A 19419-nucleotide genomic window follows, 5' to 3' on the forward strand; every position below is an offset into this window, starting at 1 on the left:
AACAGGGGTTCGAGTCCCCTAGGGGACGCCACGTTTACCCGCTCTGCGGGATTTTTAAGGGTCATTCAATTATTGAATGGCCCTTTTGTTTGTCTGGCGTTTGGCCAATCCTCTCTTCTTTCCTGAAAAATCCCTTCTGACCAGCGGTCACAATCGCGACTTGCGAAAATTTATTATGAGAATAATATTCCGTTCGTAATATTCGGAGGCAACGATGAACGATAAAAAAGCTCAAACCCGAGAACGCATTCTCCAGGCCGCCAGTTCGGCGTTGGTCCAGCGCGGCCCGGCCGAGCCGAGCGTGGGCGAAGTCATGGGCGCTGCCGGGCTGACGGTGGGCGGTTTCTACGCCCATTTCGAAAGCAAGGACGCGTTGATGCTCGAAGCCTTCACCCAGTTGTTGGCTCAGCGTCGGGGGCTGATTGCCGATATGGACAGCGAACTGACCGGTGAGGAGAGGCGTGCCCTGGTCGCGGCGTTTTACCTATCGCGCAAGCACCGCGACTCCACCGAGCAGGCCTGCCCGATCCCGGCTTCGATCGGTGAGCTGGGGCGCCTGCCGGACGAGTTCCGCAAGGTCCTCAATGAGCATGTGGAGTTGATGGTCGCGCAGCTGGCGTCCAGCCCTGAAGACACGGACAAGGCTCTGGCGGATATGGCCCTGATGATTGGCGGCCTGGCCATGGCGCGGGCCCTGGGCCCTGGTGAGTTGTCGGATCGATTGCTGCGCGCCGCCAAATCGGCGGTGCTCTGACCCGGGCCGTCCGGGCCTGAGGAGATGAACCATGAGCGGGTTGAGCTGGATTAGAAGGGTTAATGGCACCTTGGGGCATGTGGCCCCGCAGTTGGTTGCCAGGAAGATGCGGCAGCTGTTCATGAAGCCCCGCGAGCGTCTGCCGCGGGACTGGGAGTTGCCGTTGTTGGCGCGCGCCGAGCGCATCACCCTGCGTTGCGGGCTTTCGGCATTGCGCTGGGGGGAAGGCCCGACGGTGTTGCTGATGCACGGTTGGGAAGGGCGGCCGACGCAATTTGCCAGCTTGATCGAGGCCCTTGAGGCTGCGGGTTACACAGCGGTGGCGCTGGACGGCCCGGCCCATGGTCGTTCCCCGGGGAGCGAGGCGCACGTCGTGCTGTTCGCCCGCGCCATGCTCGAGGCTGCGGCGGAGCTGCCGCCCCTGCGGGCTGTCATCGGCCACTCCATGGGCGGTGCCAGTGCCATGTTCGCGGTGCAATTGGGCCTGCGTACCGAGACCCTGGTCAGCATCTCGGCGCCTGCGCGTATTCTCGATCTGTTGCGCGGGTTTGCACGCTACATGGGCATGCCGTCACGGGCGCGCTCGGCGTTTATCCATGAGGTCGAGCAGAAGGTGGGCATGCGTGCCGCCGCCCTCGATGTGGCGCACTACCAACTGGACATGCCCGGGCTGATCGTGCACGCCGAGGATGATCACTTCGTTGCGGTGCAGGAGTCGGAGCTGATCCATCAAGCCTGGTTCGACAGCCGCCTGCTGCGCCTGGAAGAGGGCGGCCATCAGCGGGTACTGGCCGACCCGCGGGTGATCGATGGCGTGCTGGCGCTGGTCACCGGTCGTCGCCCGCCGGCGCGGCAATCCGCCTGAGCATCCGGTACACTGCCCCGGTCAAAAAAACTGACCGGGAGTGAGGCATGGGCTGGGATCTGGCAACGCCATTTATCATTGATCTGCAGGTGGACGCACAAGACATCGACGGCTTGGGCCACGCCAATAATGCGGTGTATGTCAGCTGGCTGGAGCGCTGCGCCTGGCGCCACTCCCAACGCCTGGGCCTGGACCTGGTCGAGTACCGGCGGCTGGACCGGGCCATGGCCGTGGTCCGGCATGAAATCGATTACCTGGCCGCCGCCTACGAAGGCGACGAGCTGCAATTGGCGACCTGGATCGTCGACTGGGACCAGCGCCTGAAAATGACCCGTCGCTTCCAGCTGATCCGCCCCAGCGATAACACCACCTTGTTGCGCGCCCAGACCACCTTTGTCTGCATCGAGCTTTCCAGCGGCAAGCCCAAGCGCATGCCGGCGGAGTTTCTCGAAGGCTACGGGCCGGCCTTGCAGGCGGGTTGAGGGCGGAGCGTTCTGTCAGCCTAAACACCTGCTGGTGTGCGAAACCCAGTAAACTGCCGCACGTTTTTTTGCCCGTGTTTTTCGTTGAGTGTGATTCATGCAAATTGCTTTGGCGCCCATGGAGGGGTTGGTCGACAACATCCTGCGCGATGTCCTGACCCGAGTCGGCGGTATCGACTGGTGCGTAACCGAGTTCATCCGGGTCAATGATCGCCTGCTGACCCCGGCCTATTTCCACAAACTCGCGCCTGAGTTGCTGCACGGTGCCCGCACCGCTGCGGGCGTGCCGTTGCGTGTGCAATTGCTCGGCTCCGATCCGGTGTGCCTGGCGGAAAACGCGGCGTTGGCCTGTGAGTTGGGTTCCGAAGTCATCGACCTCAACTTTGGCTGCCCGGCCAAGACCGTGAACAAGTCCCGGGGCGGCGCGGTGCTGCTCAAGGAGCCCGAGTTGCTCAATGAAATCGTCGAGCATGTGCGGCGTGCCGTGCCGGCCCATATTCCGGTTACCGCCAAGATGCGCCTGGGTTTCGACAGCCCGGACGGTGCCCTGGTCTGCGCCACGGCCCTGGCCGAAGGCGGTGCGGCACATATCGTGGTGCACGCGCGGACCAAGGCTGACGGCTACAAGCCGCCCGCGCACTGGGAGTGGATCCCGCGGGTGCAGGAAGTGGTCAAGGTGCCGGTGTTCGCCAATGGCGATATCTGGAGTGTCGAAGACTGGCGGCGTTGCCGCGAAATCAGCGGCGTCGAGGACATCATGCTCGGTCGTGGCCTGGTCTCGCGCCCTGACCTGGCGCGGCAGATCGCCGCGGCGCGGGCTGGAGAAGAGGTGGTGGAAATGTCCTGGGCCGAGTTGCAGCCTCTGCTCCAGGATTTCTGGGCCCAGGCCGTGGCGCAACTGACCTCGCGTTCGGCGCCGGGGCGTCTGAAGCAATGGCTGGCGATGCTCACGCGCAATTATCCGGAGGCGGTCGAGCTGTTCACGGCCATGCGCCGGGAAACCGATCTGGATCAGGTCGGGCGTCTGCTGGGGGGGCGGGGTAGCGCCGCCGCCTGAAAATTTTTTCAAGAAAAACCTCTTGAAATGCCTGCCTCCATCCCTATCTCTTGGGTACGCGATGCCGAATTCGGGTCGCGGAGATAACCACTCGCTGAACTAATCAGGAGATACCCATGAGTACTGCATTTTCTTTGGCTCCACTGTTCCGTTCCTCTGTTGGCTTCGACCGTTTCAATGACCTGTTCGAGTCGGCGTTGCGCAACGAGCCGGGCAGCAGCTACCCGCCCTACAACGTCGAAAAACGCGCGGACGACCAGTACCGCATCGTGATCGCGGCGGCCGGTTTCCAGGAAGAAGACCTGGAACTGCAAGTTGAAAAGGGCGTGTTGACCGTAAGCGGTGGCAAGCGTGATGCCGATGACAGTGTCACCTACCTGCATCAGGGCATTGCCCAGCGGGCGTTCAAGTTGTCGTTCCGCCTGGCTGACCACATCGAGGTCAAGGCTGCCGGCCTGAGCAACGGTCTGTTGAATATCGACCTGCTGCGCACCGTGCCGGAAGAGGCCAAGCCAAAACGCATCCCGATCAATGGGGTACAGCAAGCAGCCCTGCAAAACTGAGGCGGCGAGCTGGGAAGGGGCGCGTCGCCGTCACTTAAACGCTGATTCAACACGCCCCTTCGGCAAAAAAGGCTCCGACTTGTTCGGGGCCTTTTTTTATGGCTTCGGTGTGCTGCTCGAGGGGGGATTGCCCGCAGCAGCAGGCCATTGCCGTGCAGCTGGCGGGCGGCTGAGGTGCGGCGTGAACCTAGCGCAGCATCAGTCGCAGGTCCTTGAGCGGCAGCGGCCGACTGTGCAGGTAGCCCTGATACAGATGGCAGTCGAGGCCCTGGAGGAACTCCAGTTGCTGTGGGGTTTCGACGCCTTCGGCGATCACCTTGAGTTGCAGGCTGCGGGCCATGGCCACGATGGCGCGGATGATTTCCGCGTCGTTCGGGTCGTGGGTGGCGTCGCGGACGAAGGATTGGTCGATTTTCAGTGTGTCCACCGGCAGGCGCTTGAGGTAGGTCAGGGAGGAGTAGCCGGTGCCGAAGTCATCCATGGCAAAGCTGATGCCGAGTTTTTTCAGGCGGCGCATCTTGCTGATGGTGTCTTCCAGGTTCTGGATCACGATGCCTTCGGTGATTTCCAGTTTCAGCAGCGAAGAGGGCAACTGGTAATGGGCCAGGCAGTATTCGATGCGCTCGACAAAGTCGTTCTGGCGGAACTGCCGGGGGCTGATGTTCACGCACAGGCTGAATTCCAGCGGGTCGATCAGCCCTTCGTTGATCAACTGGCTGAAGGCCAGGCAGGCTTCGTCGAGAATCCAGGTGCCGACTTCAAGGATCAGCCCGCTGTCTTCCAGGACCTTGATGAATTCGGTGGGCGATTGGGCGCCCAATTCCGGGTGCTGCCAACGCACCAGGGCTTCAGCGCCGACAATCCGATTGTCGCGGGCGTCCACCTGGGGTTGGAAGTGCACACTGAACTCTCCCCGTGACAGGGCCAGGCGCAGGTCGGTTTCCATGCGCAGCCGTTCGCTGGCCGCCTTTTGCATGGTGTTGTGGAACATCTGGGTGGTGTTGCGCCCCGAGTCCTTGGCTCGGTACAGGGCGATGTCGGCGCGCTTGAGCAGGTCGGTAGGGGTCGAGCCGTGGTCGGGAATCAGCGCAATGCCAATGCTCGGCGTGACTTGCAGGCGCTGGCCGTCGAGGAACATCGGCTCGGACAGCAGCTCGCGCAAGGTATCGGCCAGCTCGCGGACCTGTTCGGTGACGGCGCTGCGGGTGCCGTCCAGGCCGCTGAGCAGCACCACGAACTCGTCGCCGCCCAGGCGCGCCACGGTGTCTTCCATGCGCACGCTGGCCTCAAGACGTGCGGTGATGATCTTCAGAACGGTGTCGCCCACCGGGTGGCCGAGGGAGTCGTTGATGTGCTTGAAGTGGTCGAGGTCGAGAAACAGCAGTGCACCGCGCAGGTTATGGCGCTTGAGCAGGGCGATCTGCTGGCTCAGGCGATCCATCAGCAGGGCGCGGTTGGGCAGGTTGGTCAGCGGGTCGTGGTAGGCCAGGTGGCGGATCTGCGCCTGGGCATTCTTCAGCAGGCTGACATCCCGTGCCGTCAGTAGCAGGCAATCGGTTTCGTTGAGGGTGATGGGTTCGACCGACACTTCCAGGGTGATGATTTCCCCGCGTTTGTTGCGTCCGAGCATTTCCAGGTGGTGCACCCGGCCCTTGAGTTGCAACTCGGCCATCAGCATCGCCAACTGCCCGCCGTCGGCCCAGATCGCGACTTGATGCAAGGTGTGGCCGAGCACTTCCTCCGTGCGGTAGCCGGTCAGGCGGCAGAAGCCGTCGTTGACCTCCAGGTACCGCCCGCTCTCGCGCTCGCAGATGATGATGGCGTCGGGGCTGGAGTGGAACGCCTTGGCGAACTTCTCTTCACTGGCCTTGAGGGCCGCCTCCGAGCGCTGCTGCTGGGTGATGTCGCGCAGGGTGGTGACGATGCAGGGCTGCTTGTCGACGGTGATCTGGCGGCTGGAAATGATGCAGGTCAGGGACTGGCCGTTCTTGTGCCGCACCACCACTGCAACGTTGTTCAACGCCTGCTCGCGGATGACTTGTTCGACCCGCTGCAGGCGTTGCGCGGAATCTTCCCAGAGGCCGATCTGCTCGGCGCTGCGGCCGATCACTTCGTCGACGGTCCAGCCGAAGGCCTGGGTGAAGCTGGAATTGATCTCGATGAATTGCCCGGTGGCCAGCACGGTCACGCAGATCGGGTCGGGGCTGACCTGGAACAGGCTGGCGAACTTCTCTTCCGAGGTCACCAGGCGCTGCTCGCGCTCGACCTGTTCGGTGATGTCGAGCAGGGTCCCGGCCATGCGCAACGGGTTGCCCGCGTCATCACGGTAGAGGCGGGCGCGGCTTTCGAGGTAGCGCGAGCTGCCGTCCTCCAGTTGCACGCGGTAGGTCAGTTGATAATTGCCGGCCGGGCCTTCGCGCAGGCTGCGGTAGGCGTTGCGCATGCTGTCGCGCTCTTCGTCGGGCACACCTTCGAAAAACGCGTCGAATGACTCGTGAAAGGGCGCGGGGTCCAGGCCGTGCAACTGGGCGGCCCGCGCCGAACCGTAGAGCATGCCGCTGGGGATGTGCCAGTCCCAGGTGCCGAGCTGGGCCGAATCCAGGGCCAGGTCGAGGCGCTCCTGGCTGTCCTTGAGGGCCTGTTCGGCGCGTTTGCGCTCGCTGGTATCAAGGAAGGTACTGAGCAGATAGGCCTGCCCCTCCAGCTCGACCTTCTGGGCGCTGAGAATGCCATCGTGAATCTGCCCGTTGCTGGCACACAACTGGACTTCAAGGCTCGCGGCCCGGCCCTTTTTCAGCACGGCCTTGACCAGTTGCGCCCGTTGCTCGGGGTTGACCCATAGGCCGATTTCCACGGTGGTGCGACCAATCACCGTGTGCGCCGGCCAACCGAACAGGCTTTCGAAGTATTGATTGGCCTCGCTGATCAGGCCGTCTTCCAGGCGGGTCAGCAACACCATGTTGGGGCAGAGATGAAACAGCGTGGCAAAACGCTTTTCCGAGCTGCTGAGGGCTTGCTCCCGTTGACGCTGGTGGGTGATCTCGCGAATCACCCCGATCATTCGGGGCTTGCCGTTTTTGTCCGGGAGCACGCTGCCGTTGATTTCCAGCCAGTGCAGGCTGCCATCGGGCCAGCGGATGCGGTGGTGCATGGCCTGTTCCAGTGGCGCGCCGGCCAGTACCGAGTGGAAGGCGCGGACGGTCTTGGCGCGATCTTCGGGGGGCAGCAGGTCGAGGTATTCCAGGTCCTTGGGCAGTGGCTGGCGCGGGTCGAAGCCAAACAGCGCCTGGGTGCCCCGCGACCAGCTGATTTGCCCGCTTTCGATGTCCCAATACCAGGCGCCCAGGCGTGCGCCATTGAGTGCGGCCAGCAATTGCGGTGCACTCTCCCAGCTTTGCTCCGACTCACGAGGGTCGAGCGCATGGACACGCGGCATGGGGGGCATACGGTCGGCGGGTTTGGGCATTGGCTGCGGGCCTTGGGCTGAATAGGGCGTTTGGCGCGGGAAGCTCAAAGTATTAAAGGGTAGGCACAGATTATTGCCGGGGTTCTTGTGCCTGACTCCCTGGCCAATCGATTTGTGCATCCAATAAGGCCATGAAAGCCCGCGCAGCGTTCGACAGCGTCCGTTCGGTGTGCAGGATATAGCCTAGCTGGCGAGTGAGCTGTATGCCCGGTAAAGGGATGCGCGCCACCTGTTCGTCGAGCATGGTGCGCGGCAGCACGCTCCAGGCCAGGCCAATGGACACCATCATTTTTATAGTTTCCAGATAGTTAGTGCTCATGGCGATGTTCGGCGTCAGCCCCTGGGCTTCGAACAGGCGCTGCACGATATGGTGGGTGAAGGTGTTGCCGCCGGGGAAAACCGCCGGATGCAAGGCAATGTCCGCCAGGCTGACCTGGCCATTGCTGACCAGCGGGTGCTCGGGCGCGGCGACGAAATCCAGCGGGTCGTCCCACACCGGCTTGGCCTTGACCAGGGCATGGGGTTCGGGGGCCAGGGTGATGACCGCCAGTTCGGCGCGGCCATGGAGGATTTCTTCATAGGCCACTTCCGAGTCGAGAAACTGGATATCCAGGGCCACGTCCGGGTATTTCCTGGTAAACGCCCGCAACAGCGGCGGCAGGCGGTGCAAGCCGATGTGATGGCTGGTGGCCAGGGTCAGGCGCCCGGTGACTTCGCCGGTAAGGTTGGTCAGCGCCCGGCGCGTGTCATCCAGTACGTTGAGGATCTGGTAAGCCCGTGGCAGCAGGGCGCGCCCGGCCTCGGTCAGGCCCACTTCACGACCCAGGCGATCGAACAGCCGGACCTTGAGTTGCTGCTCCAGCCCGGCAATACGCTTGCTGATGGCCGGCTGGGTCAGATGCAGCCGTTCGCCCGCCCCGGAGAAACTGCCGGTCTCGGCGATGGCAATAAAAGCATTGAGGTTGGCCAGGTCCATGTTTGTATTCCAGTTTGTTATCCAAAGCATAAAAAATATGAATTTGAGTTATTTAATGTAACGCCATAGCATCAGCCTCACAAGCCAAGGGGTTATTGATCGGGTGTCAGCAATGACCCGCGGCATAGAAACAAGCTGATGAGGAAACGTCTGATGGCCGGCAAAACGCTCTACGACAAGCTCTGGGATTCGCATTTGGTCAAACAGCGCGACGATGGTTCGGCGCTGATCTATATCGATCGTCACATCATCCACGAAGTGACTTCGCCGCAAGCCTTCGAAGGCCTGCGTCTGGCCGGGCGCAAGCCGTGGCGCATCGATGCCAACATCGCCACCCCGGACCACAACGTACCCACCACGCCCGAGCGCAAAGGCGGGATCGAAGCGATTGCCGACCAGGTCTCGCGTCTGCAAGTGCAGACCCTTGATGACAACTGTGACGAGTACGGCATCGTCGAATTCAAGATGAACGACGTGCGTCAGGGCATCGTCCACGTGATCGGCCCGGAACAGGGTGCAACCTTGCCGGGCATGACCGTGGTCTGCGGCGACTCCCATACCTCCACCCACGGCGCCTTCGGTGCCTTGGCTCACGGTATCGGCACCTCCGAGGTCGAGCATGTGCTCGCCACTCAGTGCCTGGTCGCCAAGAAAATGAAAAACATGCTGGTGTCCGTTGAAGGCACCTTGCCCTTTGGCGTGACCGCCAAGGACATCGTGCTCGCGGTGATCGGCAAGATCGGCACCGCCGGCGGCAACGGCCATGCCATCGAGTTTGCCGGCAGCGCTATCCGCGATTTGTCCGTCGAAGGCCGCATGACCATCTGCAACATGTCCATCGAAGCCGGCGCCCGCGTGGGCCTGGTGGCGGCGGACGAAAAGACCGTGGAGTACGTCAAGGGCCGCCCGTTTGCACCCAAGGGCGCCGAATGGGACTTGGCCGTCGAAGCCTGGAAAGACTTGGTGTCCGATGCCGACGCCACCTTCGACACCGTGGTCGAGCTCGACGCCGCACAGATCAAGCCGCAAGTCAGCTGGGGCACTTCCCCGGAAATGGTTCTGGCCGTGGATCAGAACGTGCCGGACCCGGCCAAGGAAATGGACCTGGTCAAGCGCGACTCCATCGTCCGCGCCTTGAAATACATGGGTTTGACCGCCAATCAGGCGATCACCGACATTCAGTTGGACCGTGTCTTCATCGGCTCCTGCACCAACTCGCGGATCGAAGACCTGCGCGCCGCCGCGGTGATCGCCAAAGGCCGCAAAGTGGCCTCGACCATCAAGCAGGCCATCGTGGTGCCGGGTTCGGGCCTGGTGAAGGCTCAAGCCGAATCGGAAGGGCTGGACAAGATTTTCCTTGAAGCCGGTTTTGAATGGCGCGAGCCGGGCTGCTCGATGTGCCTGGCCATGAACCCGGACCGCTTGGAGTCGGGCGAGCACTGTGCATCGACCTCCAACCGCAACTTCGAAGGCCGTCAGGGCGCCGGTGGTCGTACCCACCTGGTGAGCCCGGCCATGGCCGCCGCCGCCGCAGTGAACGGTCGCTTCATCGACGTCCGTGAATTGACCCAGGGAGCGCAGTAATCATGAGAGCTTTTACCCAGCACACTGGTCTTGTCGCGCCTTTGGACCGTGCCAACGTCGACACCGACCAGATCATCCCCAAGCAGTTCTTGAAATCCATCAAGCGCACCGGCTTCGGCCCGAACCTGTTCGATGAGTGGCGTTACCTGGATGTGGGGCAACCGTATCAGGACAACTCCAAGCGCCCCTTGAACAAGGATTTCGTGCTCAACGCCGAGCGTTATCAGGGTGCCAGCGTGTTGCTGGCCCGGGAGAACTTCGGCTGCGGCTCGAGCCGCGAGCACGCGCCCTGGGCCCTGGAGGAGTACGGTTTCCGCAGCATCATCGCGCCGAGCTATGCCGACATCTTCTTCAACAACAGCTTCAAGAACGGCTTGCTGCCGATCATCTTGAGCGACGCTGAAGTCGACGAACTGTTCCAGCAAGTGGAGGCCACCCCCGGCTACCAATTGCAGGTCGACCTGCAAGCCCAGACCGTGACCCGTCCTGACGGCAAGGTCTTGAACTTCGAGATCGATGCGTTCCGCAAACACTGCCTGCTCAACGGCCTGGACGACATCGGCCTGACCCTGCAGGACGGCGATGCGATTGCGACCTTCGAAGCCAAGCATCGCGCCAGCCAGCCCTGGTTGTTTCGCGACGCCTGAGCCGAGCCCCGGCAGCCGCGCGTCGAGTACCGCCACGCCGCTGCCTGCGCCCATGCGCAGGCAGTGCTCCATAGTCTGAACCCGGCAACACTCTCCCAAAGGACTTCATCATGACCAGCAACGCCCATAGCCAAGTCGTGCAAAAGCAATTCGGTGAACAGGCCTCGGCCTATCTGAGCAGTGCCGTGCACGCTCAAGGCGCCGAGTTCGCCCTGCTGCAATCGGCACTGGCGGGGCAGGGCGCTGCGCGCCTGCTGGACCTGGGCTGTGGCGCCGGCCATGTGAGTTTTCATGCGGCGCCGCTGGTCAGGGAGGTGGTGGCCTACGACCTTTCGCAGCAGATGCTGGATGTGGTGGCGGGGGCGGCGGTGGACCGCGGCCTGGGCAATATCAGCACCGTGCGGGGCGCCGCCGAGCGCCTGCCGTTTGCCGATGGCGAGTTCGACTTTGTCTTCAGCCGCTACTCGGCGCACCATTGGAGCGATCTCGGCCTGGCCCTGCGTGAAGTGCGTCGGGTGCTGAAGCCCGGTGGCGTCGCGGCCTTTATCGATGTGATGTCGCCGGGCAGCCCGCTGTTCGACACTTACCTGCAAAGCGTCGAAGTGCTGCGCGATACCAGCCATGTGCGCGATTATTCGGCGGCTGAGTGGCTGCACCAGGTCAGCGAGGCCGGCTTGCATACGCGCAGTACCACGCGCCAGCGCCTGCGTCTTGAGTACAACTCCTGGGTCGAGCGCATGCGCACGCCACAGGAACTGCGCGTCGCCATTCGCCAGTTGCAGCAAGCCATGGGCAACGAAGTGCGCGATTATTTTGAGATTGAGGCCGATGGTTCGTTCAGTACAGATGTACTGGTGCTGTGGGCCGAGCGATAACATTTTCCCGGGTGTGCCCGCGGGCACGCCGACAGAGCAAACGAGGAACGCATGAGCAAGCAGATTCTGATTCTCCCTGGTGACGGTATTGGCCCGGAAATCATGGCCGAGGCGGTCAAGGTCCTGAACCTGGCCAATGACAAGTACAACCTGGGTTTCGAGCTGAGCCACGACGTGATCGGCGGCGCGGCCATCGACCAGCATGGCGTGCCCCTGGCGGACGAGACCCTGGAGCGTGCCCGCGCCGCGGACGCAGTGCTGCTGGGCGCGGTGGGCGGTCCGAAATGGGACAAGATCGAGCGTGATATCCGCCCTGAGCGCGGTCTGCTGAAAATCCGTGCCCAACTGGGCCTGTTCGGCAACCTGCGTCCGGCGATCCTCTACCCGCAACTGGCCGATGCCTCGAGCCTGAAGCCGGAGATCGTTTCCGGTCTCGACATCCTCATCGTGCGTGAGCTGACCGGTGGTATCTACTTCGGCGCGCCACGGGGTACTCGTGAGCTGGAAAACGGCGAGCGTCAGTCCTACGACACCCTGCCGTACAGCGAAAGTGAAATCCGCCGTATCGCCCGGGTCGGTTTCGACATGGCCCGTGTGCGTGGCAAGAAGCTGTGCTCGGTGGACAAGGCCAACGTCCTGGCATCCAGCCAGCTGTGGCGTGAAGTGGTCGAGCAAGTGGCCAAGGATTACCCGGATGTCGAACTGAGCCACATGTACGTCGACAACGCGGCCATGCAACTGGTGCGCGCGCCGAAGCAATTCGACGTGATCGTCACCGACAACATGTTCGGCGACATCCTGTCCGACGAAGCCTCGATGCTCACCGGTTCCATTGGCATGCTGCCGTCGGCCTCCCTGGATGCCAACAACAAGGGCATGTACGAGCCATGCCACGGTTCGGCGCCGGACATCGCCGGGCAGGGCATTGCCAACCCGTTGGCGACCATTCTGTCGGTGTCGATGATGCTGCGTTACAGCTTCAATCTGCACGACGCGGCGGCTGCCATCGAGCAGGCCGTGAGCCTGGTGCTGGATCAAGGTTTGCGCACCGGTGACATCTGGTCTGCCGGTTGCGAGAAGGTAGGTACGCAGGAAATGGGCGATGCAGTAGTCGCCGCGCTGCGGAATCTGTAATCTTTCGGGCCCACCGCTCAGACGGTGGCCCACTTTTGTATAGGTGTAGTTGCGATGAAACGTGTAGGTCTGATCGGTTGGCGCGGTATGGTCGGTTCCGTGCTCATGCAGCGGATGCTGGAAGAGCAAGACTTCGACCTTATTGAGCCGGTGTTTTTCACCACCTCCAATGTCGGCGGCCAAGGCCCGTCCGTGGGCAAGGACATTGCCCCGCTCAAGGACGCGTACAGCATTGAAGAGCTGAAAACCCTCGACGTGATTCTGACCTGCCAGGGTGGCGACTACACCAGCGAAGTATTCCCCAAGCTGCGCGAAGCCGGCTGGCAGGGTTACTGGATCGATGCCGCTTCCAGCCTGCGCATGCAGGATGACGCGGTCATCGTCCTGGATCCGGTCAACCGCCGGGTCATCGACCAGCAACTGGACGCCGGGACCAAGAACTACATTGGCGGCAACTGCACCGTCAGCCTGATGCTGATGGGCCTGGGCGGCCTGTTCGAAGCCGGCCTGGTGGAGTGGATGAGCGCCATGACCTATCAGGCGGCCTCCGGTGCCGGTGCGCAGAACATGCGTGAGCTGATCAAGCAGATGGGCGCCACCCACGCGGCGGTCGCCGATCAACTGGCTGACCCGGCCAGTGCGATCCTCGACATCGATCGGCGTGTGGCCGAAGCCATGCGCAGCGATGCCTACCCGACCGAGAACTTCGGTGTGCCATTGGCCGGCAGCCTGATCCCTTGGATCGACAAGGAACTGCCGAACGGCCAGAGCCGCGAAGAGTGGAAGGCCCAGGCCGAGACCAACAAAATCCTCGGTCGCTTCAAGAGCCCGATCCCGGTGGACGGCATCTGCGTGCGGATCGGCGCCATGCGCTGCCACAGCCAGGCGCTGACCATCAAGCTCAACAAAGACGTACCGATCGCCGATATCGAAGGGCTGATCAGCCAGCACAATCCCTGGGTCAAGCTGGTGCCGAATCAGCGTGATATCAGCATGCAGGAGCTGAGCCCGACCAAGGTCACCGGCACCCTGAACATTCCGGTAGGGCGTCTGCGCAAGCTGAACATGGGCTCGCAGTTCCTCGGCGCGTTCACCGTGGGCGACCAGCTGTTGTGGGGCGCGGCGGAACCGCTGCGTCGCATGCTGCGGATCCTGCTGGAGCGTTGATCGACTGATGGCTTGAACGAGCCCGCGCCTTGCAAGAGGTGCGGGCTTTTTCGTGGTGCCAACCGTCGACTTCCTTTCAATAACGCCCAAACCGGGCACTCCGTGGCCCGCGGGCGAATTGCCTCGCCCCCATGCGCCGGGTAAAGTGCCGCTCCCCACGTTTCGCCAGAGGTAGCACCATGAACCAGTCCTTTGATATCGCCGTTGTCGGCGCCACCGGTACTGTCGGCGAAACCCTCGTCCAGATTCTCGAAGAACGCGATTTTCCGGTCGGCAACCTGCACCTGCTGGCCAGCAGCGAGTCCGCCGGGCATTCGGTGCCGTTTCGCGGCAAGAACGTGCGCGTGCGTGAAGTCGACGAGTTCGATTTCAGCAAAGTGCAGATCGTGTTCTTTGCCGCCGGCCCGGCGGTGACCCTGAGCTTCGCCCCGCGCGCCAGTGCGGCCCAGTGCACGGTAATCGACCTCTCCGGTGCGTTGCCGTCGGCCCAGGCGCCGAATGTGGTGCCCGAGGCCAATGCCCAGGTGTTGGCCGGCTTGCAGAAGCCGGTGCAATTGAGCAGCCCGAGCGCTTCGGCGACCTCGCTGGCCGTGGTGCTGGCGCCCCTGGTGGGTTTGCTCGATCTGCAGCGGGTCAACCTGACCGCGAGCCTGGCGGTATCCAGCCAGGGCCGCGAAGCCGTGACGGAGCTGGCGCGCCAGACCGCCGAACTGCTCAACGTACGCCCGCTGGAGCCGCGTTTTTTCGATCGGCAGATGGCCTTCAATCTGTTGGCCCAGGTCGGTACGCCCGATGCCCAGGGGCATACCCTGCTGGAAAAACGCCTGGTTCGTGAGCTGCGTGAGGTCCTGGGACAACCTTTGTTAAAGATTTCTGTCACTTGCGTTCAAGCCCCGGTGTTTTTTGGCGATAGCTATAGCGTGACCCTGCAGTCAGGCCGCGCCATCGACCTGGCAGCGGTCAATGCGGCGCTGGAGTCCGCGCCGGGTGTCGAGTTGGTGGAAGCCGGCGATTATCCGACAGCGGTGGGTGATGCGGTCGGACAAGACGTGGTGTATGTCGGCCGGGTGCGTACGGGGGTCGATGACCCTTCGGAACTTAATCTGTGGCTGACGTCAGATAACGTACGCAAAGGCGCTGCGCTCAATGCGGTGCAGTTGGCTGAGTTGTTGATAAAAGACCTTCTGTAAAAGATACTTGGCGACAATTTGCAGAATGAATCTAGCCGGGCGCTATGCTTGGCTGGTTTGCTGGAGGTGAGCTACCGTCAGGTGCTTCCAAGGGCATGAGTAAATAATCGCGCGCAATGGCTATTCAAGGCCGCGCGCAGTGCCTTACGGCAGTTGCTACAACACCTTCTCGCTGGCCGAGGAATGTTCAGACAAAGGATGAGGCTATGGTTCAAGTTCGCAAACTGGTGTTAGCAATAGCGGCCGCATCGGCGCTGTCCTCCGGTATGGCGCATGCGCTTGGGCTCGGGGAGCTGACGCTGAAGTCGACTCTGAACCAGCCTTTGGTAGCAGAAATCGAACTGCTGGATGTCAAGGATCTCACTGCGGCCGAAGTGGTCCCCAGCCTGGGTTCGGCAGATGATTTCGCCAAGGCCGGTGTCGACCGCCAGGCCTTCCTCAACGATCTGAGTTTTACCCCGGTCATCAATGCCAGCGGCAAAAGTGTCTTGCGCGTCACGTCGAGCAAGCCGCTGTCCGAGCCGATGGTCAAGTTTCTGGTGCAGGTGATGTGGCCCAACGGTCGCCTGCTGCGTGATTACAGCGTGTTGCTGGATCCGTCGAAATTCTCCGCACAAACCGCCGAAGCCGCGGCCAAGCCTGCACCTGCCGTCGCTACGGTGCGGGCGCCGGTCACTGCGGTCAGCAAGCCTGCGCAATACACCACCTCGGCCCGCGACACCCTGTGGGAAATCGCCGCCAAGGCCCGCAACGGCGGTTCGGTGCAGCAAACCATGCTGGCGATCCAGGCGCTGAACCCGGATGCCTTTATCGATGGCAACATCAATCGCCTGAAAACCGGCAAGGTTCTGCGCTTGCCCGATCCGGTGCAGAGCACCAGCTTGCCGCAGCCCCAGGCGATCGCCGAAGTGGCCGCGCAAAATGCTGCCTGGCGCCAGGGCCGTCGCTCCGCGGCGCGTGGCCAGCAGCAACTGGATGCCACTCGCCGTGGTGGCGGCGACAAGGTCGCCGGGCAGGGGCCAGCCAAAGACAGCCTGAGCCTGGTCTCTGCCGACTCCGCCAAGGGGCGTGGCAAAGGCGCGGCGGGCGACAGCAAGGCTTTGAGCAACAAATTGGCGGTCACCCAGGAAAGCCTGGATACCACCCGCCGCGACAATGCCGAGCTGAAAAGCCGCATGACCGATCTGCAAAGCCAGTTGGATAAGCTGCAACGCCTGATCGAGTTGAAAAACAATCAACTGGCCAAACTCGAAGCTGAAGGCGCAGCCAAGCCTGCAGCCGCTGCGGCAGTGCCAGCGGCCATGCCCGCAGAGTTGGTGGCCAAGCCTGAAACTCCAGCGGTTGCTGCAACCCCGGTGACCGAACCGGCCCCGGTTGTTGCCGCCGCTGCCGCTCCTGACGCCACCCCGGCGGCGGCTCAGGAGCCCAAGTCCGATGACGCCACGTTCAACGAGCTGCTGACCAATCCGATCCTGCTGGGTCTGGTAGGCGGCGGCGCGGTCCTGGTCCTGCTGTTGCTGTTGCTCCTGGCGCGCCGTCGCAAGGCCCAGCAGGAAGCGGAAAAGCATCTGCGCATGGCCCGGGCCTTGTCTGAAGAGAACGACATCACCAGCGAGGAGCTGGATCTGCCGGAAAGCAGCTTCGAAGGCCTGGAAGTGCCTGCACCGAGCGTCAAGCTGGCTGCCGCCCCAGTACCTGCTCCGGCGCCTGTGCCAGTGGTGGCGCCGGTCGCGGTAGTAGCGCCTGTGGTGGCTGCTGCGGTTGAGCATCCGACCGATGTGCTGGAACAGGCGCAGAACCATATCAATGCCGGCCGCCTGAATCAGGCCGCCGAGCTGCTTGAAGAAGCGGTCAAGCTGGAGCCGCAGCGCAGCGAATTGCGCCTGAAACTGATGGAGGTCTATGGCCTCCAGGGCGATCGCAGTGCCTTCGTCGCTCAGGAGCGGCAGCTGGTGGCCAATGGCAAGAACCACGCCGAAGTCGAGCAACTCAAGAGCCGTTTCCCGGCGATGGTGGTTGTGGCAGCAGCGGCTGCGGGCCTGGGTGCGGCGGCAGTGGCTGCGGAGCTGGATGCCGAATACGTCAAGGAACTGTTGCAGGATGAGCCACCGGCACCGATTGCCGAGCTGCCGATCGAAGGGTTTGATGCTGATTTCGACCTGAGCCTGGACGATCTGGAAGCAGCCTCGCCGGCTGTGGTTGCGCCAGAGCCGGTCCTCGACGAGTTCCCGCTGGATGATGACCTGAGTTTCGAATCGGTGCTGCAACAGCAGACCGAGGCCAAGGAAAGCCTGGACGATCTGTCGGACTTCGACCTGGACCTGGGTGAAGACTTGCCGGCTACGGCTCAGAGTGACGAGGATTTCCTGTTGAGCCTGGAGGACGATCTCAAGGATCTGCCGCTGGGCGAGGTGCCGACGATCACCGAAGCGCCGCTGGATGATCTGGACCTGCCGGCCGACTTCGATCTGTCGCTGGCCGACGAGATGGATGCCCAGCCCGAGCCCAAGGATGCATTCGCTTCCGAGCTGGACGATGTCAACGCCGAGTTGGATCGTTTGTCCCAGAGCCTGGAGCAGCCGGCAGTAGCCGAGCCCACTTTCACGGCTGAAGACGCGGCGGTCGGCATGGACGAGGGTGATTTCGATTTCCTCTCCGGCACCGACGAAGTGGCCACCAAGCTGGACCTGGCCCAGGCCTACATTGATATGGGTGATAACGACGGCGCCCGGGATATTCTCGGCGAAGTGATCAGCGAAGGCAGTGATGGCCAGAAAAACGAAGCCAAGGAAATGCTGACGCGCCTGGCTTGATCGACGCTGAGGTCTAAATAAAACGGCAGCCCTTGAGGCTGCCGTTTTTGTATGTGCTTCGGCTTGGGTGCTTGCCTGCGATGGCTGTCTGGCGTGTGTTACCGGTGCAAGGCATCGCTTGAAGCGGTTTCAGGTCAGCAGGTCTTCGTAGAAGGCGCCGAAGGGCCGGGTAGGGTGGGCGATCTGGATCTCCAGGATCCACAGGCCGACGTTCGGGCACTCTTGGAAATCTCCCAGATCGCCCGCGCGGTAGATCGCATGGGGAAAGTCGCTGACGCGATGGCCCTTGATGTCCAGGTTCAGTACCCAGCCCATGGCGCTCGCCTGCTCTTCGGCGTAGCGGTAGAGTTCGGGGCCGGCCACCTGGTGGTTCTTCCAGTGGTCATGCACGCGGTCGAACAGGGTCTTGGCTGCTGACGCGCAGGCCTGCATCTCGGGGTCGTTGCCGGTGGTAAAGGTGGCGCCGGAGTCGCCCTCGTGGCGATCCCAGACCACCCCCAGATCAATAAAGAAAATATCGTTCTGCCCCAGCCTGGGATCACCTTCGGAGCGCTGCTTGAAGGTTTTCAGGGTGTTTTCGCCAAAGCGAATCAGCAAGGGATGCCAGATCCGCTCCATGTTCAGGTCCTTGAGAATCGCCAGCCCCAGCTCCCGGGCCGCTGATTCGAGCATGCCCGGCGTGATGCGCCTGGCCATCTCGGCTATCGCTTCCCAAGTCATGCGTTTGGCGTGGAGCATGCCTTCCAGGCTGTAGGCCAGGCCCACGGCTTCTTTGCTTGTGGCGGTCATTCATCAGGTCTCGGTCGGGTGGGTCTTTTATAGTTCGTTATATATTTATCTATATAGCGATTACCTGGGTGGCGATGCAATCCCATTAGGTGTGGCTCTGGGCGAAAGACCGATCTGCAACTAAAAGCCCGTGGCGCATGGCGTCTGCTCCCGGCGGCCTTATAATGGCCGCCTTTGCGTACATCAGCAGGCTGTAAGTTCTTGGCAAATATAGATAACGCGGCCGCCGAAATGGCGGCCGCAGGCTTTTTCAGAATCGCCCTGGGTGTTGAATACAAGGGTTCGCGCTATCGCGGCTGGCAGCGGCAGTCGTCCGGCGTGCCCACCGTGCAGGAAACCCTGGAGAAGGCCCTGTCCAAGGTGGCCGACTCCCCGGTGGTGCTGTCCTGTGCCGGACGTACCGATGCGGGTGTGCATGCCTGCGGACAGGTGGTGCATTTCGACACCCAGGCCGAGCGTTCGCTCAAGGCGTGGGTCATGGGCGCCAATATCAATCTGCCCCATGACGTCAGCGTCAGTTGGGCCCAGGTCATGCCGGCGCATTTCCATGCGCGCTTCAAGGCCATTGCCCGGCGTTATCGCTATGTGATCTACAACGATCAGATCCGCCCGGCCCACCTCAATGAAGAAGTCACCTGGAACCACCGCCCGCTGGATGTCGAACGCATGGCCGAGGCCGCGCGCTACCTGGTGGGCACCCATGACTTCAGCGCCTTCCGTGCCGGACAGTGCCAGGCCAAGTCGCCGATCAAGGAAATTCACCATCTGCGGGTTACCCGGCACGGCAAGATGATCGTCCTGGACATCCGTGCCAGCGCCTTTTTGCATCACATGGTGCGCAATATTGCCGGCGTGTTGATGACCATTGGCGCGGGCGAGCGCCCCGTGGAATGGGCCGGGGAGGTGCTGGAAAGTCGCATTCGGCGTACTGGCGGGGTTACGGCGCACCCGTTCGGGCTGTATCTGGTGCAGGTCGAGTACCGGGATGAGTTCCAGCTGCCGGAGCGATACATCGGGCCACATTTCCTCACCGGTTTCACCGAACTTGACGGCTGAC

Annotated in this window: 16 protein-coding genes; 13 read left to right on the forward strand and 3 right to left on the reverse strand. The window is 62.3% G+C overall.

Annotation, left to right across the window (positions count from 1 at the left end; translation table 11 throughout):
- The first annotated feature begins 214 nt into the window (after nt 1-214).
- The 5 genes from CF161_RS16845 to CF161_RS16865 all read left to right on the forward strand — a co-directional run bounded on the left by CF161_RS16845 (nt 215) and on the right by CF161_RS16865 (nt 3721).
- Nucleotides 215-754, forward strand: coding sequence for a TetR/AcrR family transcriptional regulator (locus CF161_RS16845; RefSeq protein WP_020297818.1), 540 nt, complete (start codon nt 215-217; stop codon nt 752-754).
- A 31-nt stretch (nt 755-785) separates the two neighbouring features.
- The gene (locus CF161_RS16850) at nt 786-1619 is read left to right on the forward strand and encodes an alpha/beta fold hydrolase (protein ID WP_043229677.1); all 834 of its coding nucleotides are present in this window, start codon (nt 786-788) and stop codon (nt 1617-1619) included.
- Between the two features lie 47 nt (nt 1620-1666).
- A complete protein-coding gene (locus tag CF161_RS16855) occupies nt 1667-2101 on the forward strand; it encodes a thioesterase family protein (RefSeq protein WP_020297820.1) in 435 nt (144 codons plus the stop codon).
- Nucleotides 2102-2198: 97 nt separating this feature from the next.
- On the forward strand, nt 2199-3158 hold the full coding sequence (locus CF161_RS16860; protein ID WP_020297821.1) for a tRNA-dihydrouridine synthase: 960 nt from the start codon (nt 2199-2201) through the stop codon (nt 3156-3158).
- 116 nt (nt 3159-3274) lie between these two features.
- On the forward strand, nt 3275-3721 hold the full coding sequence (locus tag CF161_RS16865; RefSeq protein WP_020297822.1) for an Hsp20 family protein: 447 nt from the start codon (nt 3275-3277) through the stop codon (nt 3719-3721).
- A gap of 187 nt (nt 3722-3908) precedes the next feature.
- Here the strand turns inward: CF161_RS16865 and CF161_RS16870 are convergent, their stop codons facing one another.
- On the reverse strand, nt 3909-7187 hold the full coding sequence (locus tag CF161_RS16870) for an EAL domain-containing protein (protein WP_020297823.1): 3279 nt from the start codon (nt 7185-7187) through the stop codon (nt 3909-3911).
- 70 nt (nt 7188-7257) lie between these two features.
- Complete coding sequence (locus CF161_RS16875; RefSeq protein ID WP_020297824.1) at nt 7258-8163, reverse strand: LysR family transcriptional regulator; 906 nt, start codon at nt 8161-8163, stop codon at nt 7258-7260.
- Between the two features lie 153 nt (nt 8164-8316).
- Between CF161_RS16875 and leuC the strand changes: the two genes are divergently transcribed.
- From leuC to CF161_RS16910, 7 genes are all read left to right on the forward strand, one after another.
- On the forward strand, nt 8317-9747 hold the full coding sequence (gene leuC / locus CF161_RS16880) for a 3-isopropylmalate dehydratase large subunit (RefSeq protein WP_020297825.1): 1431 nt from the start codon (nt 8317-8319) through the stop codon (nt 9745-9747).
- 2 nt (nt 9748-9749) lie between these two features.
- Complete coding sequence (gene leuD / locus CF161_RS16885) at nt 9750-10394, forward strand: 3-isopropylmalate dehydratase small subunit (RefSeq protein WP_020297826.1); 645 nt, start codon at nt 9750-9752, stop codon at nt 10392-10394.
- A gap of 110 nt (nt 10395-10504) precedes the next feature.
- A complete protein-coding gene (locus CF161_RS16890) occupies nt 10505-11269 on the forward strand; it encodes a class I SAM-dependent methyltransferase (RefSeq protein ID WP_020297827.1) in 765 nt (254 codons plus the stop codon).
- Between the two features lie 51 nt (nt 11270-11320).
- Nucleotides 11321-12403, forward strand: a complete 1083-nt coding sequence (gene leuB, locus CF161_RS16895) for a 3-isopropylmalate dehydrogenase (RefSeq protein ID WP_020297828.1) — start codon at nt 11321-11323, stop codon at nt 12401-12403.
- A 54-nt stretch (nt 12404-12457) separates the two neighbouring features.
- The gene (gene asd / locus CF161_RS16900; RefSeq protein ID WP_020297829.1) at nt 12458-13570 is read left to right on the forward strand and encodes an aspartate-semialdehyde dehydrogenase; all 1113 of its coding nucleotides are present in this window, start codon (nt 12458-12460) and stop codon (nt 13568-13570) included.
- Nucleotides 13571-13749: 179 nt separating this feature from the next.
- Entirely contained in the window at nt 13750-14760 is a 1011-nt protein-coding gene (locus tag CF161_RS16905; protein ID WP_020297830.1) for an aspartate-semialdehyde dehydrogenase, read from the forward strand.
- A gap of 206 nt (nt 14761-14966) precedes the next feature.
- Nucleotides 14967-17573 (forward strand): FimV/HubP family polar landmark protein, encoded by a 2607-nt coding sequence (locus CF161_RS16910; RefSeq protein WP_020297831.1) that lies wholly within the window; start codon nt 14967-14969, stop codon nt 17571-17573.
- Nucleotides 17574-17702: 129 nt separating this feature from the next.
- Here the strand turns inward: CF161_RS16910 and CF161_RS16915 are convergent, their stop codons facing one another.
- Nucleotides 17703-18362 carry a M24 family metallopeptidase gene (locus CF161_RS16915; protein WP_020297832.1) on the reverse strand — a complete coding sequence of 220 codons (660 nt, stop codon included), beginning with the start codon at nt 18360-18362 and terminating at the stop codon, nt 17703-17705.
- 231 nt (nt 18363-18593) lie between these two features.
- Here CF161_RS16915 and truA point away from each other — a divergent pair, with 231 nt between their 5' ends.
- The gene (truA, locus tag CF161_RS16920; RefSeq protein WP_020297833.1) at nt 18594-19418 is read left to right on the forward strand and encodes a tRNA pseudouridine(38-40) synthase TruA; all 825 of its coding nucleotides are present in this window, start codon (nt 18594-18596) and stop codon (nt 19416-19418) included.
- Nucleotide 19419: the final 1 nt, after the last annotated feature.

This window comes from Pseudomonas sp. CF161, assembly GCF_000416215.1.
Lineage (GTDB): Bacteria > Pseudomonadota > Gammaproteobacteria > Pseudomonadales > Pseudomonadaceae > Aquipseudomonas.

Bases quoted from the DNA above. Each gene is read 5' to 3' on its own strand.
- asd (WP_020297829.1), top strand. From the start codon at position 12,458: ATGAAACGTGTAGGTCTGATCGGTTGGCGCGGTATGGTCGGTTCCGTG.
- CF161_RS16845 (WP_020297818.1), top strand. From the start codon at position 215: ATGAACGATAAAAAAGCTCAAACCCGAGAACGCATTCTCCAGGCCGCC.
- CF161_RS16875 (WP_020297824.1), bottom strand. From the start codon at position 8,163: ATGGACCTGGCCAACCTCAATGCTTTTATTGCCATCGCCGAGACCGGC.
- CF161_RS16860 (WP_020297821.1), top strand. From the start codon at position 2,199: ATGCAAATTGCTTTGGCGCCCATGGAGGGGTTGGTCGACAACATCCTG.
- CF161_RS16890 (WP_020297827.1), top strand. From the start codon at position 10,505: ATGACCAGCAACGCCCATAGCCAAGTCGTGCAAAAGCAATTCGGTGAA.
- CF161_RS16870 (WP_020297823.1), bottom strand. From the start codon at position 7,187: ATGCCCAAACCCGCCGACCGTATGCCCCCCATGCCGCGTGTCCATGCG.
- leuB (WP_020297828.1), top strand. From the start codon at position 11,321: ATGAGCAAGCAGATTCTGATTCTCCCTGGTGACGGTATTGGCCCGGAA.
- CF161_RS16850 (WP_043229677.1), top strand. From the start codon at position 786: ATGAGCGGGTTGAGCTGGATTAGAAGGGTTAATGGCACCTTGGGGCAT.
- CF161_RS16855 (WP_020297820.1), top strand. From the start codon at position 1,667: ATGGGCTGGGATCTGGCAACGCCATTTATCATTGATCTGCAGGTGGAC.
- leuD (WP_020297826.1), top strand. From the start codon at position 9,750: ATGAGAGCTTTTACCCAGCACACTGGTCTTGTCGCGCCTTTGGACCGT.
- CF161_RS16905 (WP_020297830.1), top strand. From the start codon at position 13,750: ATGAACCAGTCCTTTGATATCGCCGTTGTCGGCGCCACCGGTACTGTC.
- leuC (WP_020297825.1), top strand. From the start codon at position 8,317: ATGGCCGGCAAAACGCTCTACGACAAGCTCTGGGATTCGCATTTGGTC.
- truA (WP_020297833.1), top strand. From the start codon at position 18,594: ATGGCGGCCGCAGGCTTTTTCAGAATCGCCCTGGGTGTTGAATACAAG.
- CF161_RS16865 (WP_020297822.1), top strand. From the start codon at position 3,275: ATGAGTACTGCATTTTCTTTGGCTCCACTGTTCCGTTCCTCTGTTGGC.
- CF161_RS16910 (WP_020297831.1), top strand. From the start codon at position 14,967: ATGGTTCAAGTTCGCAAACTGGTGTTAGCAATAGCGGCCGCATCGGCG.
- CF161_RS16915 (WP_020297832.1), bottom strand. From the start codon at position 18,362: ATGACCGCCACAAGCAAAGAAGCCGTGGGCCTGGCCTACAGCCTGGAA.